Source organism: Thalassolituus sp. (assembly GCF_034111725.1).
In the GTDB taxonomy this organism is placed as follows: Bacteria; Pseudomonadota; Gammaproteobacteria; order Pseudomonadales; family Oceanobacteraceae; genus Thalassolituus.
The window spans coordinates 1-14,323 of record NZ_JAWUWR010000052.1 but is presented as its reverse complement, the minus strand read 5'-3'; the positions used below and the strand labels follow the sequence as shown (position 1 = coordinate 14,323).

19 protein-coding genes are annotated in these 14,323 nt (G+C 46.9%); 9 read left to right on the top strand and 10 right to left on the bottom strand.

Going from position 1 to position 14,323, the window contains the following annotated elements; all coding sequences use genetic code 11:
* Nucleotides 1-18: 18 nt before the first annotated feature.
* From UXZ23_RS08815 to UXZ23_RS08805, 3 genes are read right to left on the bottom strand one after another with little or no spacing between them, the layout of a single operon-like run.
* Nucleotides 19-504 (bottom strand): DUF2489 domain-containing protein, encoded by a 486-nt coding sequence (locus UXZ23_RS08815; protein WP_320820229.1) that lies wholly within the window; start codon nucleotides 502-504, stop codon nucleotides 19-21.
* Between the two features lie 43 nt (nucleotides 505-547).
* Entirely contained in the window at nucleotides 548-2,236 is a 1,689-nt protein-coding gene (locus UXZ23_RS08810) for a sulfate permease (RefSeq protein ID WP_320820228.1), read from the bottom strand.
* Nucleotides 2,233-2,571 (bottom strand): metalloregulator ArsR/SmtB family transcription factor, encoded by a 339-nt coding sequence (locus UXZ23_RS08805; protein WP_320820227.1) that lies wholly within the window; start codon nucleotides 2,569-2,571, stop codon nucleotides 2,233-2,235. Before UXZ23_RS08805 ends, UXZ23_RS08810 begins: the two co-directional genes overlap by 4 nt.
* Before the next feature lie 169 nt (nucleotides 2,572-2,740).
* On the opposite strand from UXZ23_RS08805, the gene UXZ23_RS08800 reads away from it, so the two are divergent.
* Entirely contained in the window at nucleotides 2,741-3,604 is an 864-nt protein-coding gene (locus UXZ23_RS08800; RefSeq protein WP_320820226.1) for an MBL fold metallo-hydrolase, read from the top strand.
* Nucleotides 3,605-3,719: 115 nt separating this feature from the next.
* Nucleotides 3,720-4,163 carry a DUF695 domain-containing protein gene (locus UXZ23_RS08795; RefSeq protein ID WP_320820225.1) on the top strand — a complete coding sequence of 148 codons (444 nt, stop codon included), beginning with the start codon at nucleotides 3,720-3,722 and terminating at the stop codon, nucleotides 4,161-4,163.
* Here the strand turns inward: UXZ23_RS08795 and ylqF are convergent.
* Nucleotides 4,120-5,022 carry a ribosome biogenesis GTPase YlqF gene (ylqF, locus tag UXZ23_RS08790; protein WP_320820224.1) on the bottom strand — a complete coding sequence of 301 codons (903 nt, stop codon included), beginning with the start codon at nucleotides 5,020-5,022 and terminating at the stop codon, nucleotides 4,120-4,122. The genes UXZ23_RS08795 and ylqF overlap by 44 nt on opposite strands.
* Before the next feature lie 169 nt (nucleotides 5,023-5,191).
* Between ylqF and UXZ23_RS08785 the strand changes: the two genes are divergently transcribed.
* Nucleotides 5,192-5,383, top strand: coding sequence for a hypothetical protein (locus tag UXZ23_RS08785; protein ID WP_015487151.1), 192 nt, complete (start codon nucleotides 5,192-5,194; stop codon nucleotides 5,381-5,383).
* Between the two features lie 71 nt (nucleotides 5,384-5,454).
* Here the strand turns inward: UXZ23_RS08785 and UXZ23_RS08780 are convergent, their stop codons facing one another.
* Nucleotides 5,455-6,114: a hypothetical protein gene (locus UXZ23_RS08780; protein WP_320820223.1), complete on the bottom strand. Its 660-nt coding sequence runs from the start codon at nucleotides 6,112-6,114 to the stop codon at nucleotides 5,455-5,457.
* A 156-nt stretch (nucleotides 6,115-6,270) separates the two neighbouring features.
* On the opposite strand from UXZ23_RS08780, the gene UXZ23_RS08775 reads away from it, so the two are divergent.
* From UXZ23_RS08775 to UXZ23_RS08765, 3 genes are all read left to right on the top strand, one after another.
* Entirely contained in the window at nucleotides 6,271-6,582 is a 312-nt protein-coding gene (locus UXZ23_RS08775; protein ID WP_320820222.1) for a BolA family protein, read from the top strand.
* Nucleotides 6,583-6,598: 16 nt separating this feature from the next.
* Nucleotides 6,599-7,237: an START domain-containing protein gene (locus UXZ23_RS08770; protein ID WP_320820221.1), complete on the top strand. Its 639-nt coding sequence runs from the start codon at nucleotides 6,599-6,601 to the stop codon at nucleotides 7,235-7,237.
* A 150-nt stretch (nucleotides 7,238-7,387) separates the two neighbouring features.
* A complete protein-coding gene (locus UXZ23_RS08765; protein ID WP_320820220.1) occupies nucleotides 7,388-8,827 on the top strand; it encodes a phosphate ABC transporter substrate-binding/OmpA family protein in 1,440 nt (479 codons plus the stop codon).
* Between the two features lie 86 nt (nucleotides 8,828-8,913).
* Here UXZ23_RS08765 and UXZ23_RS08760 read toward each other — a convergent pair whose 3' ends face one another.
* A complete protein-coding gene (locus tag UXZ23_RS08760; protein WP_320820219.1) occupies nucleotides 8,914-9,492 on the bottom strand; it encodes a YecA family protein in 579 nt (192 codons plus the stop codon).
* A gap of 36 nt (nucleotides 9,493-9,528) precedes the next feature.
* Here UXZ23_RS08760 and UXZ23_RS08755 point away from each other — a divergent pair, with 36 nt between their 5' ends.
* The gene (locus UXZ23_RS08755) at nucleotides 9,529-10,233 is read left to right on the top strand and encodes a SprT family zinc-dependent metalloprotease (protein WP_320820218.1); all 705 of its coding nucleotides are present in this window, start codon (nucleotides 9,529-9,531) and stop codon (nucleotides 10,231-10,233) included.
* A 4-nt stretch (nucleotides 10,234-10,237) separates the two neighbouring features.
* Here UXZ23_RS08755 and UXZ23_RS08750 read toward each other — a convergent pair whose 3' ends face one another.
* The 3 genes from UXZ23_RS08750 to UXZ23_RS08740 are packed head-to-tail and all read right to left on the bottom strand — an operon-like array spanning nucleotide 10,238 to nucleotide 12,344.
* A complete protein-coding gene (locus UXZ23_RS08750) occupies nucleotides 10,238-11,299 on the bottom strand; it encodes a polysaccharide deacetylase family protein (RefSeq protein ID WP_320820217.1) in 1,062 nt (353 codons plus the stop codon).
* Nucleotides 11,300-11,307: 8 nt separating this feature from the next.
* Nucleotides 11,308-11,964, bottom strand: coding sequence for a DNA-J related domain-containing protein (locus tag UXZ23_RS08745; RefSeq protein WP_320820216.1), 657 nt, complete (start codon nucleotides 11,962-11,964; stop codon nucleotides 11,308-11,310).
* 44 nt (nucleotides 11,965-12,008) lie between these two features.
* Nucleotides 12,009-12,344, bottom strand: coding sequence for a PGPGW domain-containing protein (locus UXZ23_RS08740; RefSeq protein WP_075273289.1), 336 nt, complete (start codon nucleotides 12,342-12,344; stop codon nucleotides 12,009-12,011).
* Between the two features lie 48 nt (nucleotides 12,345-12,392).
* Here UXZ23_RS08740 and greB point away from each other — a divergent pair, with 48 nt between their 5' ends.
* Both greB and UXZ23_RS08730 read left to right on the top strand, forming a co-directional pair.
* Nucleotides 12,393-12,944 (top strand): transcription elongation factor GreB, encoded by a 552-nt coding sequence (gene greB / locus UXZ23_RS08735; protein ID WP_320820215.1) that lies wholly within the window; start codon nucleotides 12,393-12,395, stop codon nucleotides 12,942-12,944.
* Nucleotides 12,945-13,024: 80 nt separating this feature from the next.
* Nucleotides 13,025-13,540: a hypothetical protein gene (locus UXZ23_RS08730; RefSeq protein ID WP_320820214.1), complete on the top strand. Its 516-nt coding sequence runs from the start codon at nucleotides 13,025-13,027 to the stop codon at nucleotides 13,538-13,540.
* A 54-nt stretch (nucleotides 13,541-13,594) separates the two neighbouring features.
* On the opposite strand, the gene ttcA is transcribed toward UXZ23_RS08730, so the two are convergent.
* Nucleotides 13,595-14,323 (bottom strand): tRNA 2-thiocytidine(32) synthetase TtcA (gene ttcA, locus UXZ23_RS08725; RefSeq protein ID WP_320820213.1); only part of this gene is annotated, 729 nt, incomplete at its 5' end.

Sequence of the window (14,323 nt, the reverse complement as noted above, 5' to 3'; positions counted from 1 at the left end):
TGTTCTCCTTGATGTGGATTACTGTAACAGAGTGACTTGGGGAAAAGAGTAGTTGTTCAGCCAACGAAATTCTCTCTCGATAGCAGCCTTATGCTTTTCTTCTAATTTAAGACGACGGCTATCGATTGCAAATTGCTCTTTCCTCGGTAGTTCTTTGTACGCCTGTAAAATCGGCATGTCACGGGTTGCATCAAAATGACTACGAATCATATTGAGTTCTTCACGCACCCATACTTCGGCATCTAAGCCATGAAGTAAATAGTGAGTTCGCATAACCCCTTCGGTAATCTCGCACTGCCCAGCGATCACGGCGCGGGCGATGAAGCGGATATCATTGACTAATTCTTCTTGATGTTGGCGAAGATGCAATTCACCGGATGCTTCTTCATCTTGCTGTGCTTGCTTCATGGCGTTGACTTGGCGTGTAAGTCGCCAAGCGTAGAAGGATAGGCCAGCAATGATCGCAACGGCCAGCACCAAAAATACTAGGGTGGTGGTTGTCATAGTGTTAGCTCCTGCAGATGGGCAGTCATAATAACGTGTCGTCCTACAAATGCCCAAGCGTTCTCATTGCATCACTTGCGGTCATAAATACCTGCCCCGGCTGCAACTGAGTGAGCAGATTGGTTTTACCCAGTTGATCCATAACGGGGCCTTTGAACTCTGCGAAGTGGAGTTGGATATCTCGATCTCGTAATTGTTCCAATATTCGTTCGAGCGATTCAAAACCGCAAAAATCGATGTAATTAATGGCGCTGCCAACGATGATAACGTGTTTCACCGATGACTTAGGCCCAATGCGGTCATAGATGTAATTTTCTAGGTACTGGCTGTTAGCAAAGTAGAGGTTCTCATCAATGCGAACGATGAGTAATTCTGGGCTGGTTTCTACTTGATGGCGTTCAATACTGCGCAGGCGCTCGGAGTCACCTAGGCGCCCAATCTCCACCACATGAGGCTTGCTGGTACGACGCAAATAGAGAATTAGTGATATTCCCATGCCTATAACAATACCTGTTTCGGCTCCCCATATTAGGACCCCCATAAAAGTCAGCAGCCAAATGAGGCCGTCACTGTATTGAAAGAGCCATGCGCGCCAACCATCCTGCCAGCGAATTAAAGACCAAACCGCGATGGTATTAATGGCTGCCAGAACTGCGTGCGGAAGATTCACAAAAAGATGGCTGGCAAATAGACAAACAAAAATAACACTGACGAGAGTGACCAGTCCGGCGACTTGACTACGGGCTCCAGCCCCCATATTCACCATGCTACGGCCAAAACTTCCAGAGACAGGATAGGCTTGAGATATCGCTGCACTCATGTTGGCAACACCCAAGGCCAACAACTCTTGATTAGGTGAAATTCGATGACTCTGTTGCATGGCCATGGCACCGGCAATCGAGATGTTCTCAAGATACGCAATGAGAGCAATCACAAAAGCGGGAAGGATTAAGTTACGCCAATCGACCGCATTGAAGGGAGGGATTTGCAACGAAGGCAGTCCAGCAGGAATATCACCAACAGTCGATACTTGTAAGCCAGCTATTTGGGTCATTATTATACCGACAGCCACAATGACTAAAGGCCCAGATTTAGTCACGAAGGGCAAAATGATCACGGATAGATTCCAGCGCGACACTATTTTAGGTACATAACGCTGCCAAAATACCAAGACAAAAACCGATGCGAGGCTAACCATTAAAGCCATTGGCACCGCTTCATGCCAATGCTTGATGCTATATGAGATCGGAGACCAGCTGCCACCGCCATGAGGAATATCAATACCCGTGAAGTACTTTAGTTGATTGATAATAATGACGATGGCCGCCGCACTGGTAAAACCAGAAATGACGGAGTGGCTCATAAAAGAAGTCCAACTTCCCAAACCAACCGCGAAGAATACTAATAGCCAAATTCCAGTTAATCCCGCTAAGACAGTCGCGTGTGCTGTGAAGTCAGCAGTGCCTATGGCAGCGAAAGGTAGCAGAGCATCTAACGTCATGAGGGAAACAATAGCGACCGGACCGATCGCTAACGTGGGGCTGGTACCCAAGAAGGCATAAACGGCTAACGGTAGTAGAGATGCATAAAGTCCTGCTACGGGTGGCAACCCAGCCAGTAAAGCGTAAGCAATACTTTGTGGGATCAACAAAATAGTCACAATTAAACCTGCGGTGATATCCGCCGGTAGCCATTGACGCTGATAGCCGCGCAAGGTATTAGAGAACTTCATGCGCTAGCGTCTCCATGCTCTGGTTCGCAGTAAAGTTGATTTAATAACTGAATTATTCGACTTACTTTATCATCACAGAGGCGGTAGTAAATGCACTGAGCCTGACGCCGAGTGGCGACAAGTTTTTGTCCTCGTAACCAAGCTAGATGTTGTGAGAGAGCCGATTGGCTTAAGGGCAGGGTAAGGCTTAATTCACTAACCGCTACTTCACCATCGCGCAAACTGCATAAAATACTAAGACGATGCTCGTTTGCCATGGCTTTGAGGAGTTGTATAACAGCTTCACGATTAACAGAGTTAGTTTCATCTGTTAGCGAATGGGTAGTAGCTACCATAATGCCTCCTCATAAAGTGGCGATACCAGCATTAACTCATTACGGGTTTAACACCAAGCAAGTTCTTAGAGTTTATATTAAATATTACTAAATAAGAATATTCTAATTTAGTGATTTTTATGGCAAGGTAAGTGTTCGTTTATTGTTCGAAGTTGAAAAGGAGCCCGTAATGAAAGTCGATATTCGCACTTACTTTCACGACGATACGTCGACATTTACTCATTTGTTAATTGATACAGCGACGTCTCATGCCGCGGTAATCGATCCCGTGCTCGGCTTTGATCAAAAATCTGGGCGTACAGATACAGATTTCTTGGATGGGATTTTGGGAGACATTCGGCAACTAAAATTGACCTTGCAGTACATCATGGAAACCCATGCTCATGCGGACCATTTAACTGGAGCTATGTACCTGCGAGAGAAAACTGGCGCAGAGATTGTCATCGGTTCAGCCATTACCGAAGTCCAGAGCATATTCAAGCGTGTATTTAATGAAGGTGAGGCATTAGCAACCGACGGTTCTCAGTTTGATCGGCTATTGCAGGCTGGTGAGACCTTAGCACTGGGTGAAAGCGAAATTGGTGTCATTGCAACCCCAGGACATACGCCAGCTTGCGTGAGTTATACCGTTAACGACTCTGATGTTTTTGTTGGTGATACACTTTTTCCACCGGATGTGGGCACAGCGCGGTGTGATTTCCCGGGCGGAGATGCAGGGACTTTATTTGATTCAACTCGAACACTGTTAGCCTTGAGCAACGACGTTGTTTTACACCTATGTCATGACTATCCGCCAGAGCCACGAGACGTTATAAGTTGCGTGACGGTTGAGCAACAGCGCGCCAACAACATCCATGTTCATGACGGGATTAGCCGAGAGTCCTTTATCGAGATGCGCAACCAAAGGGACAGTGGGCTAGAAATGCCACGCTTAATATTGCCATCTTTGCAGGTGAATATTCGTGCTGGTGCATTTCCAGAGCCGGAGGCTAACGGCGTCAGTTATTTGAAGATTCCTCTTAATGCGCTCTAAAAACCTGTTAACTCTGTGTTTTTAAAGCAAATAGGGTGATTTCTAGGCGTTTTCCCTCTGGCATTTTTTAATTTATCCGTTAGGCTAAATTCAGTTACATAAAAAGGAATAAGCCATGCTGGTGAGCAACCGTTGGGTGAGGGCGTCTGGAAGCCTGCAAGATAAGCCCATCAGTATCCAGTTTCGTGAAGATTGGCAGCTCGCCATGAACAGCGAAAAGTATTCGATCTGTGTACAGATCGCTTGGCACGCTTCAAGTATTGACGACAGCACCGGTTTTCCTGGCATTGCTGAACAAGCTAGAATCGTCGAGTTCACCGAGCTTCTGCAAACGCGTTTAGAGATCGGCGAAAGTGCCATTGTGGCGATGATGATTACCCATGACGGCATTAACCAGTGGATAATTTACAGCTCTGATTTAGAGAAGTTGCAGTCAGGCTTAGATACTATCCCAACCAATAATGGTTTGTATCCTATCGAGGTCGTCGCCGATGACGACCCTGAATGGAATACCTTCACTCAGGTTTATCAGCGGATTCAGCCAGAAGCAACAGCCTAGCTGCTTCGATTTCGGTGAGTTCTTGTTCAACCATTGCGGGCGTTTCAAGTGTGATGCGCCCGATTTTTCCGGCCCGAAGTTCATGCAGAACTAATTCCGATGCCTTGTGCAAATCGGTAATGCCTCCAGGACGTAAGCATCCTCGTTTAGCTCCAATTTGTTGCAGGCCTTCGTCTCCGGTCGCAGGCATCTCTTTTAATTTATATCGTTCTTGTAGTTCTTTACCGTACCGCTTAAGCAAAAATCCGACGGCAAACGTTGCGACATCAATGTATTCGATAGCGGTGTCTTTTACCGCTCCGCTAGCGGCAAGACGATATCCGCTTAATTCATTTTCAAATTTTGGCCACAGAATCCCTGGCGTATCCGACAAGATAATGCCATTTTTGAGATCGATCATTTGATTGGCTTTGGTGACGGCGGGTTCATTACCGGTGCGAGCGATATAGCGCCCAGCTAATGCATTGATTAGCGTTGATTTGCCCACGTTCGGGATGCCCATAATCATGACGCGAATCGACTGTTTCTTTTCACTGCGTTTAGCGCCAATCTGTTTGCATAGGGTAATCAGCTTTTTAACCTGGCTGCGATCTTCTGCAACCAATGGCATTGCTTGGATATTATGTTGCTGATTGTAGTAATCAACCCAAGCTTGGGTAACAACAGGATCTGCTAGATCGGCCTTGTTCAATAGCTTGATACAAGCTTTCTCTTTGCACAATTCTTCAACAAATGGATTGGTGCTAGAAAAGGGTAGACGTGCATCGACCACCTCGATAATGAGGTCAATGTCTGGCATTGCCTCGGTGATCTTGCGGCGGGCTTTGTTCATGTGCCCAGGAAACCATTGAATGGCCATAGTGACGCTTTCCATTTGACGAACGAGTGAAAGGGCGGCACATTGTAAAGCATGACCGACTAAGAGCAACCGCCTTGGGTCAGAGAGTGACACAGATTCGTCATGTACGACGTGTACTCTTACGGGATGGCAAGTGCCCGTATGAAGTGTTTGGGATTGGAGACAACAGATGGATGTCTTACCTGAAGATTTTGCACAAACTGCCAGAAAACAGGGTAGACAAGCTTCAGCAACGGTTTCTGGCCGTCGCCGAGCGGGCTTTCTTGTTGGCAATAAGTTTGTCTTTTCAGATCAATACGAAATTCTCTGGATGCAAGCTGGGCCAGGTGAATTTCGCGAATTACGTCTTTGGCGTAAATAAGTAGCGAAACATTGCTACACATTAAGCTGGCAGCGAGATTTCGCCGCCTGCTTTTCAATTGAGGTTTGCTATTAATTAGCGAGCACGGGGGCTTCTTGCGCTTCGTTTTCCTCAACTGTGTCTTCGTCGTTTGTTTCAGCTTCTAGATCTGTCTGCATCTCTAATGTCGCTGAAATCGTGTCGATAGCGGTCGTTTCTGATACTTGAGCAGTGCCCTCAAAACTACCTTCAAACTCACCAGTGTCGTTTTCGTTGATTTGGTCGGTTGGCGCTGTTGTGTTGGCTTCAGACTTTTTAGCTTCAGTAGTAACTTCCACTTTCTTTAATGGTTTTTTCTCTAATTTTTCTTTCTGACGTTCTATTTTGGTAAACTGGCGATCGTGAGCCGTCCATACACCTGTGCGTATAGGTACATCACGGATACCATTCTCTTCGGCAATTTCTTCTGCAATCGATTTCGCGGCTTCGTCTGCATCGCGCGCCATCAATTTGCGCTCGCCTGGTTCAATGCGACTCAACAGATCGACAAGTGCGCTCGATAACACCTCTTGCGCAACCTGATCACGGCTTTTTTGAAAACGGCGAGCGATAACACCGAGCATGGCTAGATCATTGGCGTCAAGGCGCAAGCCGAGTTCTGCCAAAGTCATTTCTTGTTCGCGTTTAGCGCGTTCTTCTTCGTAATAGCGGTCAATAAGGGAGTGAGTATTGGGTGTGTCGATATCTTGCATGGGGTGTATCCGCGCTAATTGAATAGCCGCGTACTGTAGCGATAATTCGTGTTGGTGTGCAACCTTAAGGGAGTGGTTTATAGTAACCGCCAGATTTCTTTACATGCTTGTTCTGTTATCGGGGCAAGGATCATCGCGGTTAAGAGGAGGCAGCGGATGAATGCAGTACAAAGTACGATCGAGCGAAAGCTAAGCGCACTGGAGCCGATGTATGTCGATGTCGTCAATGAAAGCCATATGCACTCTGGGCCAGCAACAGCTTCTCATTTCAAGCTTGTTGTTGTGTCTGCAGCCTTTGAGGGAATCAGAGCGGTTGCACGCCATCAACGTGTTTACCAGATATTGGCAGAAGAATTGGCTGGAGAGGTACACGCTTTAGCATTACACCTTTATACTCCTGACGAGTGGCAGGTAACCAGTGGCGTTCCTGTGTCTCCCAACTGTAAGGGTGGTAGTCTCGTTGATTAAATTTCTGCAGAGAAGCGTGTTGGTTGTGTTAAGCGCGCTGTCGTTCTCAGTATTTGCGGCTGATAATTGGGATGAGGCAACATACGATAAAGAAGATGATATTCGGGTCTATACCCGTCACGTCGAAGGTTCCGATACCTTAGCGTTTAAAGCCGTCACCCATGTGACTGGGAGTTTAACTGCAGGGGTTGCTTTGCTGCAGGATGCTCCAAGAACTAAGGACTGGGTTTTTAATTGTAAAATCATGGAAGAGATCGAGTTGATCTCTGCCACCCAGGGCACCTATTACATGATTACCAATATGCCTTGGCCCGTGAAAGATCGCGATAGCATCACCGAGACTAAGGTTAGCCAAAACCCAGACTCTTTGGCGGTACGCGTTGACATGAATGCCCGTAATGATGTGTTCCCATCGAATGACGATTTTATTCGCATCCGAGAAATGAGCGGGTATTGGTTATTCACACCAAAAGAAGGCAATCAGATTGAAGTAATATATGAAGCGCACGCAGATCCAGGCGGCGGTTTACCGTCTTGGTTGGTGAACAGCTTTTTAGTGGATGCTCCTCTCAATACGCTCCGCGGTTTTCGTAAGTTAGTCACCGAAGATGTATATCAAAAGGCTGAGCGAACGTTTATTCGCGAAGCTAACTAGGTCGGAATAAACAACAATCGGCCTAATTCACTGGTCTTTTGTTGTTTTTATGATTCTATTTTGGCCGTTATTGCCACAAATGTCGTGATTGTCATAATCCTGTAACAATTCCAGCGTACCGTTCGGCTAGTCCAATCAAGGTGGTTTCTGATGATGACCCAACGTCTGCGTTTTACATTTTCTGCTGTTTTTCATTTTTGCGCCTCAATGGCGATTATTGTCGCTTCAGCCAGCCATGCTGAAGCACCAAGTGCGTCACTTTTTGCGGCAGTATCAACTTATGATGATGTGCAACTGTTTCGTATCGACGGTTCTAATACGATTGGTGCTGAGTTAGCACCGCGTTTAGTGAAAGCCTGGATGGAAGCTCGTGGTACAGACAAAGCCGAAATTCGCAAAACAGACATTGAAAATGAAGTCGAGATTATCGGCTATCATGCAGCAACCAATAGTCGCTTAACTGTGCACGTTGCTGCACATGGCTCTGGAACAGGGTTTTCTTCATTACGTGATGGTATTGCTCAAATTGCAGCCGCCTCTCGTCCGATTAAAAGCAAAGAAGAAGCACTATTCCCGGCGTTAAATCTAACGAGCCTTGATAGTGAACATATTATTGGTATCGATGGGTTAGCGGTGATTGTTCACCCTCGTAATCCGTTAAATCGATTAAGTGTGCAGCAAATAGAAAGCATTTTCAGCGGTGCTGTAACCGATTGGGCTGACGTTGGCGGAACCCCGGGAAAAATTGAGGTACTGGCAAGAGATGATAAGTCGGGTACTTGGGATAGCTTTAAATCTATGGTGCTTGGTAAGTCGGAATTACTGCCAAAAGTACGCCGTTTTGAATCCAACTCTGAACTTTCCGCTGCAGTTGCTAATAATACCAACGCGATTGGCTTTGTCGGATTGTCATCAGTAAATGACAGTAAGGCATTGGCTGTTTCCGATGGGCAAGTGAAAGCCTTGTCGCCAAATCAGCTAACGGTTGCAACAGAAGATTATGCCTTGTCGCGACGGTTATTTATGTATACGCAAGGTGTATCTGACAATACCTACGTGCGTGATTTTTTAAATTTCGCATTGGCAAATGAAGGACAGCGTTTAGTTGCTGATACCGGATTTGTCTCGCAGGAACTGCATGCCGTAATACCTGAAAATTATGACGAGCTTCCAGCCGACTTCCGCGAATTGACATTAGGTGCTCAGCGTTTATCGATTAACTTTCGCTTTATGGAAGGTAGCGCTCAGTTAGACAATAAAGCACAGCGAGATCTAGATAGATTGGCGGCGTATTTAAAGCATCAACCGAATGGAGAAGTCGTATTAGTCGGTTTTGGTGATAAACGTAAAACCGAGTCCCGTTCTCAGTTGTTATCCAAGCTGCGGGCCATGGCCGTTCGACGTGAACTGGTACGCCAAGGTATTTACCCAGATGAAACTGTCGGTTTTGGTGACGAATTACCAGTGGCCGCTATCCAAGGCAATGATGGTCGAATGAAAAACCGTCGAGTTGAGGTCTGGCTACGAAATGGATATGAAGCCGTAGAGCCGAGTGCTTTAATTGCAGACGAAAGCCAAGCGGCTCGGTAAAATAGTCTGAATAAAAAGCCCCGTTGAAATACATTTCAGTGGGGCTTTTTTATGTTCTGATATTTGTATTTAATTCAGCAGTCTATTTACTTATTCGCACCGTTTAGCTGTAAATACAGTTCAATAATACTCACCGGAATGTTGGCACACATCTGGTCGGACAGTTCAGAGTCTTCGTCGATATCGGCCATTTCAGGTTCATCCATGAACAAACCGGATGCGTACATAATAGGGAATAGGAACTGAGCAATCAGTTCTTCATTACTGGCGTACCAAGCTTCTTCTTGCAATAGTACGGCGGACATAAAGCCCATCGCCCAGCTCTCTAGTGGTGGTTCGCCGTCATCGTCCATCAAGCTAAGGTCGGTTGGTACCGGGAAGTCTTGGCCTGAATCCAGCCAAGCTTGGATTTCTTTGCTCAGTTTCACCATTAAAGCGGTCACTGTGGCTTTGTTTGCTGGTGTGAAACTGGTGGTTTCGTCGAAAGCGCAATCCCAAACGTCTTGCACGTCGAATTCAACAGGGCCAGCTAGCAGGGCGGTGATAAAGCCATGAACGGCGAAGAAGTCGAAGCTATCATTACGGTCGGCTTCATCTTCAAGCAAGTTACCTAAGGTTTCGAGTTCTTCTTCCGATAAGGCTGGGATACTATTCAGGTCAGTCATACAATACTCCAAAGTTTGCGCAATCCTAACAGGCTTATGAATCAGCGGAAATCCTACAAGCGTGAAATGTGGCTCGAAGTTGCAGGTGAGTCAGTACGCGTGCTGATTTCGGCATCAGCGCGTAAGACCATGCGCCTGCAAATTACCGAGGATGGAGAGGTCGATGTACGCGTGCCATTGCACTGCAATCAAGGCGACGTATTAGCCTTCGTTAATGCCAATCATCGCTGGTTAAAAGAGCGACGCGACATTGCTTGCGAGCGATTACAGCAACGTGAGGGCAAGGTCGTGATCTTGGGTAAGGAGAGAGTGATCACGCCCAGTGCGTTAGATTCATTCTTAGTAACCGATCAGTTGGTTTGGGTACCGGAAGGTTGGGATACTGCTAAAGTTGATAAAGCAGTAGATCGCTGGTTGCGTGCGGAAGGTCGGATGATATTTGAGCAAATGATTGATCAATGGTGGCCTTTTTTCAGTAACTTTAATGTCCGCCGTCCAACTCTACGTATCAAGAAAATGCGCACTCGATGGGGCAGCTTATCGACACGTGGCTATATCAACCTGAATTTGGCGCTGATGCAGTTACCGCTAGACTTGATTGAACTGGTTGTTGTTCATGAGCTTTGCCACCTTAAACATTTTGATCATGGCCCCGGCTTTCGCGGTTTAATGACAGAGTGTTTACCTGACTGGCGGGAGCGCGATAAGCAGTTAAACCACTTATCGCAGAATGTGCTGTAGCCGTTCAGCGATTCTCCACTGCCATATTGATCCACAGCTGTGAGTACCAATAGAAGCGACCGGGTTGGCTGCGGCTAGCTGCCGTGCAGTTATAACGACTCCGGCCAGCAGTAATGGCGTTCTGAGCTTGTACCGTTAGGCTTAACAGTTGATCGCTTTCTTGGCGTTGTACCGCCACTTCACCCTCACCGCTGGCGTAACACTGTACGAGATTTGGCGTTATGTCATCGCGATTGAATGAGAGTGACAGTACCGGCGGATTATTTTCTTGCAATATCGGATTTAAAACCTGCTCGGCAGGTACTGGTAAAGCCAGCGAATGCAGCTTGGTGCGCAAGGTGTCGATGTCTGCATAAGTGCCAGACGCTGGGTAGCGCGGCAGTATTTGCGCATGGCTGGTGCTACCAATAGCGCCGCTTTGCTGACCAAAAGCGATATAATTGTTATCTTTTAGCCATGCCGCTATGGCTAAATTGTACTCGCCGTATGGGTAAGCAAATAACCGCGGACTATGACCGATTTCACTTTCTATGCGCTGCTCTGCTTGGCCAATCTGCTGAGTTAGCCAGTCGTTATTATCCATTCCTTTCGGCGGTTCCAGTAAGTAAGGGTGGCCAACGCTATGATTAGCGATACGCCCACCATGACTATCCAGTTCCCGTAATTGATCCCATGTCATCGCTACGGTATGACCTTCATCAACCGCTTGAGTGTTAACAAAAACGGTAAACGGCCAATTGCGTTCTTTAAGTAGCGGCCAAGCATTTTCATAAATTGATAAATAAGCATCATCGAAAGTGATAGCGACGGCGCGCTCCGGTAATTTTTCTCCAGCGAGCACAGTACGGACAGCATCATTCAAGTCGACGACTGTCATATTTTCTTGCTCAAGCAAGGCCATATGCTTGGCAAAGCCATCAGGGCTAATACTGGTCACAGCTGGGCTGTCGTTAGCGATATGGTGATACTGTAAAACAACGAGGTCAGCTTGTGTGCGGACGGAAAATCCCAACAGCGTAATGGTAGAAACCAAAGTCCATAGGGAGGTCGATAGATACTTCATCATTCTAGACCTTAAAATTGCAGTTTTAACCGCTGATAGGCGGCAGTAATTTCACGGAAGCTAGCATCATCACCACCACGATCCGGATGATGTTGCATGGCTAGGCGGCGGTATTGTAAACGTATTTCTTGGTTACTCACGGGCTCAGATAGTTCCAGCAGGGCTAAATCTTGATCACGATGGCCGGGTTCAAGCATGAGCAACCAAAAGCTGGATAGTAAGTTTTCGACGCCTTGGCGATCAGTACTGAGGTTATTGATATCCAGATAGTAAGCCGCTAATGGATCTGCGCTCGTTAGAGGAGTGCTCGCAGTTGGCTTGCCTGATTTTTTTTCGGCGTTGTCTGCATGCGGCCAAGGTTCTAATACTATGCTCAATGCACTGATGTTTAGTATGCCTGTCTTCGTGTTTATCAAGCGTTCACGCAGCTGATAAAGCCAATGCATCAGCATAAAATGCGTTTGGAAGAGTGTTAGGTTATCGCTCATCGCATCCTTGCGGAAAACGCTCTGCTCGGGCTGCTGCAGCCAGCGGATGATGTCATATTCGCTGCGAGAGGAACCATCGGCCAAGCAACACGCTAGCAAGTCGAGCATAGGCTCGCTATCCAGCGCCTCAGTAGGCGACAAGTTAAAAAGAGGGCCAGAGGCCGATACAAGGCTAGTCATGGCGCTAAGCTTAGCACAGAGGGCAGGTCGGTTGTGTTCAAGGACTAATCAGGCTCAGTGTCATCGAGCAAGCGGCGAGCGAAACCCGGCAGTCGATGGCGAATACGTGATAATTTATCTGAAATTTTACGAAAGCGGCTACGCAGCGCTTTAAGCTTGCGTTGCAGGGCCGGCCAAGCGCTCACCATCAATGACAAGCCGAGTATGATCATGATTAGCCCTAGAGGAACAGGCATGGGCATAACAATTAAACCAGCGATAACAAGTAAGATACCGAAAACCAGATTAACGCTGCGCTTCATCATGTAGAGTGATTCACCAAAATATTGAGAATAGCCAATCGCCGCAATGACGCTGACATGCAAACATTGCGGAACCATGACAATGCGGTATGGCGCTGAATAAAAATAGATAAACCTAGGAAGATCATGAGCGATAGTGAAAAAACATTACCTAATCGTAGCGACTTAATAACCCCTGAAGGAGAACAGGCGCTACGCGACGAATACGACTTTTTATGGCGCAAAGAACGTCCAAAAGTGACGCAAGAGGTATCAGATGCGGCAAAATTGGGCGATCGATCTGAAAATGCCGAATACATTTATGGCAAACGCCGTTTGCGTCAAATTGATAGCCGCGTTCGATTTTTATTAAAGCGTATTGAACATGTCACTGTAGTAGATCGTATACCTGCCGATACAAGTAAGGTGTTTTTTGGTGCGTGGATCGAGCTAGAAGATTTGGATGGTGAGTTATACCGTTATCGTATAGTGGGTGCCGACGAAATCGATTTGCCGCGTGGGTATATCAGCATCGATGCGCCGTTCGCGCGCGGTTTGATGGGTAAGTCACTTGATGACGAAGTGGTGGTTACATTGCCTAAAGGTAAGGTCAGTTATGACGTGGTCAGTGTTACCTATCAACGCCCAGATTGGGACACAGGGCCAAGTGCTGCAGGCCAACCAGCTTGGGTTAAATAGCCGTCCCGATATTGGTGAGTATTAGCGTGCACGGCAAAGCGAAAAGGACTCTGCTAGTCTGCATAAAGGAGGATGTACTAATGACCCTACAATTATCGGATCTAACCAAGCAAGTAATATTGGCTGCCAGCATAAGCCTTGCGTCAGCTTTGCTGCATGGTGCAGATGCAGATGTTCAAGACGCAAAAATTGCTGAGGTTATGGCACCAACCGATATTACTGAATCCTATGTCATGCCTGTTTGGGTCGATCAGGTTCAGCGTGTTTGCCCTTGGCGTTCTAATGCTGGCGAGGGGTATATCCGGTTGATTCGAAGTGAACACGACGGCCGCCATGGAATTATTTTGCAGTGGATTCGCAAAGGTATCGCTGGCGCTCCGACTCAAGCGATATCAACGATTGCGGTCACTGAACTTGATACTACGTACCAAGTGCGAGTGAAAATGCCAGAACCTGAATTGTCAGATTATGCCTGTTACTTAACGGCGATGGGCGAGGACATGATGACAGAGCAGCGCTATAAGTTTGATTGGATACTCAAAGGTCCAGGTGAATACGAATTTCATGCGACTCATATGTTAAACGGGGGAATGTAACAAGGCCGAGGAATTCCCCAGCCTTTAAGGTACTTGGATCTTTAGTATCCTCGTTTAGTCGATTTGCATGACATCCAAACGGGTAAATAAATGTCCTTTTTCTTGCTGATCTTGTAAGTTTTTGAAGTCCCACAATTGGCCATCGCCCAACTGCGACGGGGCGACATTGCAAATTGCCGAGAAGATATTTTCACTGCGTCCCGGCTGTTCGCGTTCCCACTGCTGCAACATCATCTTGATGTTTTGACGCTGCAAATTTTCCTGCGAACCACATAAGTTACACGGAATAATCGGAAACTCCTTGGCATCGGAATAGGCTTCGATGTCTTTCTCTTTGCAATAGGCCAGAGGACGAATCAGAACATGCTTTTTATCGTCGCTAAGTAATTTAGGTGGCATCGATTTGAGTTTGCCGCCATGAAACATGTTCAAGAACAAAGTCTCGATGATGTCATCGCGGTGGTGCCCAAGCGCAATTTTGTTGGCGCCGATCGTCTCTGCAAAACCATATAAGGTGCCACGGCGCAGGCGAGAACATAGGCTGCAAGTCGTTTTTCCTTCCGGAATGATTTCTTTCACCACACTGTAGGTATCTTTTTCGACAATGTGGAAGGGCACCCCAATTTGGCTTAAGTATTCGGGTAATACATGTTCAGGGAAGCCCGGCTGCTTTTGATCCATGTTGACCGCAATGAGCTCAAAGTTAACAGGTGCGCTTTTTTGCAAGCCCATCAAAATATCGAGCATAGTGAACGAATCTTTGCCGCCAGACAGGCAAACCAT

What these genes read in the sequence shown, in the direction of transcription:
- UXZ23_RS08815 (WP_320820229.1), bottom strand. Translation starts at nt 504, where the DNA reads ATGACAACCACCACCCTAGTATTTTTGGTGCTGGCCGTTGCGATCATT.
- UXZ23_RS08810 (WP_320820228.1), bottom strand. Translation starts at nt 2,236, where the DNA reads ATGAAGTTCTCTAATACCTTGCGCGGCTATCAGCGTCAATGGCTACCG.
- UXZ23_RS08805 (WP_320820227.1), bottom strand. Translation starts at nt 2,571, where the DNA reads ATGGTAGCTACTACCCATTCGCTAACAGATGAAACTAACTCTGTTAAT.
- UXZ23_RS08800 (WP_320820226.1), top strand. Translation starts at nt 2,741, where the DNA reads ATGAAAGTCGATATTCGCACTTACTTTCACGACGATACGTCGACATTT.
- UXZ23_RS08795 (WP_320820225.1), top strand. Translation starts at nt 3,720, where the DNA reads ATGCTGGTGAGCAACCGTTGGGTGAGGGCGTCTGGAAGCCTGCAAGAT.
- ylqF (WP_320820224.1), bottom strand. Translation starts at nt 5,022, where the DNA reads ATGGCCATTCAATGGTTTCCTGGGCACATGAACAAAGCCCGCCGCAAG.
- UXZ23_RS08785 (WP_015487151.1), top strand. Translation starts at nt 5,192, where the DNA reads ATGGATGTCTTACCTGAAGATTTTGCACAAACTGCCAGAAAACAGGGT.
- UXZ23_RS08780 (WP_320820223.1), bottom strand. Translation starts at nt 6,114, where the DNA reads ATGCAAGATATCGACACACCCAATACTCACTCCCTTATTGACCGCTAT.
- UXZ23_RS08775 (WP_320820222.1), top strand. Translation starts at nt 6,271, where the DNA reads ATGAATGCAGTACAAAGTACGATCGAGCGAAAGCTAAGCGCACTGGAG.
- UXZ23_RS08765 (WP_320820220.1), top strand. Translation starts at nt 7,388, where the DNA reads ATGATGACCCAACGTCTGCGTTTTACATTTTCTGCTGTTTTTCATTTT.
- UXZ23_RS08760 (WP_320820219.1), bottom strand. Translation starts at nt 9,492, where the DNA reads ATGACTGACCTGAATAGTATCCCAGCCTTATCGGAAGAAGAACTCGAA.
- UXZ23_RS08755 (WP_320820218.1), top strand. Translation starts at nt 9,529, where the DNA reads ATGAATCAGCGGAAATCCTACAAGCGTGAAATGTGGCTCGAAGTTGCA.
- UXZ23_RS08750 (WP_320820217.1), bottom strand. Translation starts at nt 11,299, where the DNA reads ATGATGAAGTATCTATCGACCTCCCTATGGACTTTGGTTTCTACCATT.
- UXZ23_RS08745 (WP_320820216.1), bottom strand. Translation starts at nt 11,964, where the DNA reads ATGACTAGCCTTGTATCGGCCTCTGGCCCTCTTTTTAACTTGTCGCCT.
- UXZ23_RS08740 (WP_075273289.1), bottom strand. Translation starts at nt 12,344, where the DNA reads ATGGTTCCGCAATGTTTGCATGTCAGCGTCATTGCGGCGATTGGCTAT.
- greB (WP_320820215.1), top strand. Translation starts at nt 12,393, where the DNA reads ATGAGCGATAGTGAAAAAACATTACCTAATCGTAGCGACTTAATAACC.
- UXZ23_RS08730 (WP_320820214.1), top strand. Translation starts at nt 13,025, where the DNA reads ATGACCCTACAATTATCGGATCTAACCAAGCAAGTAATATTGGCTGCC.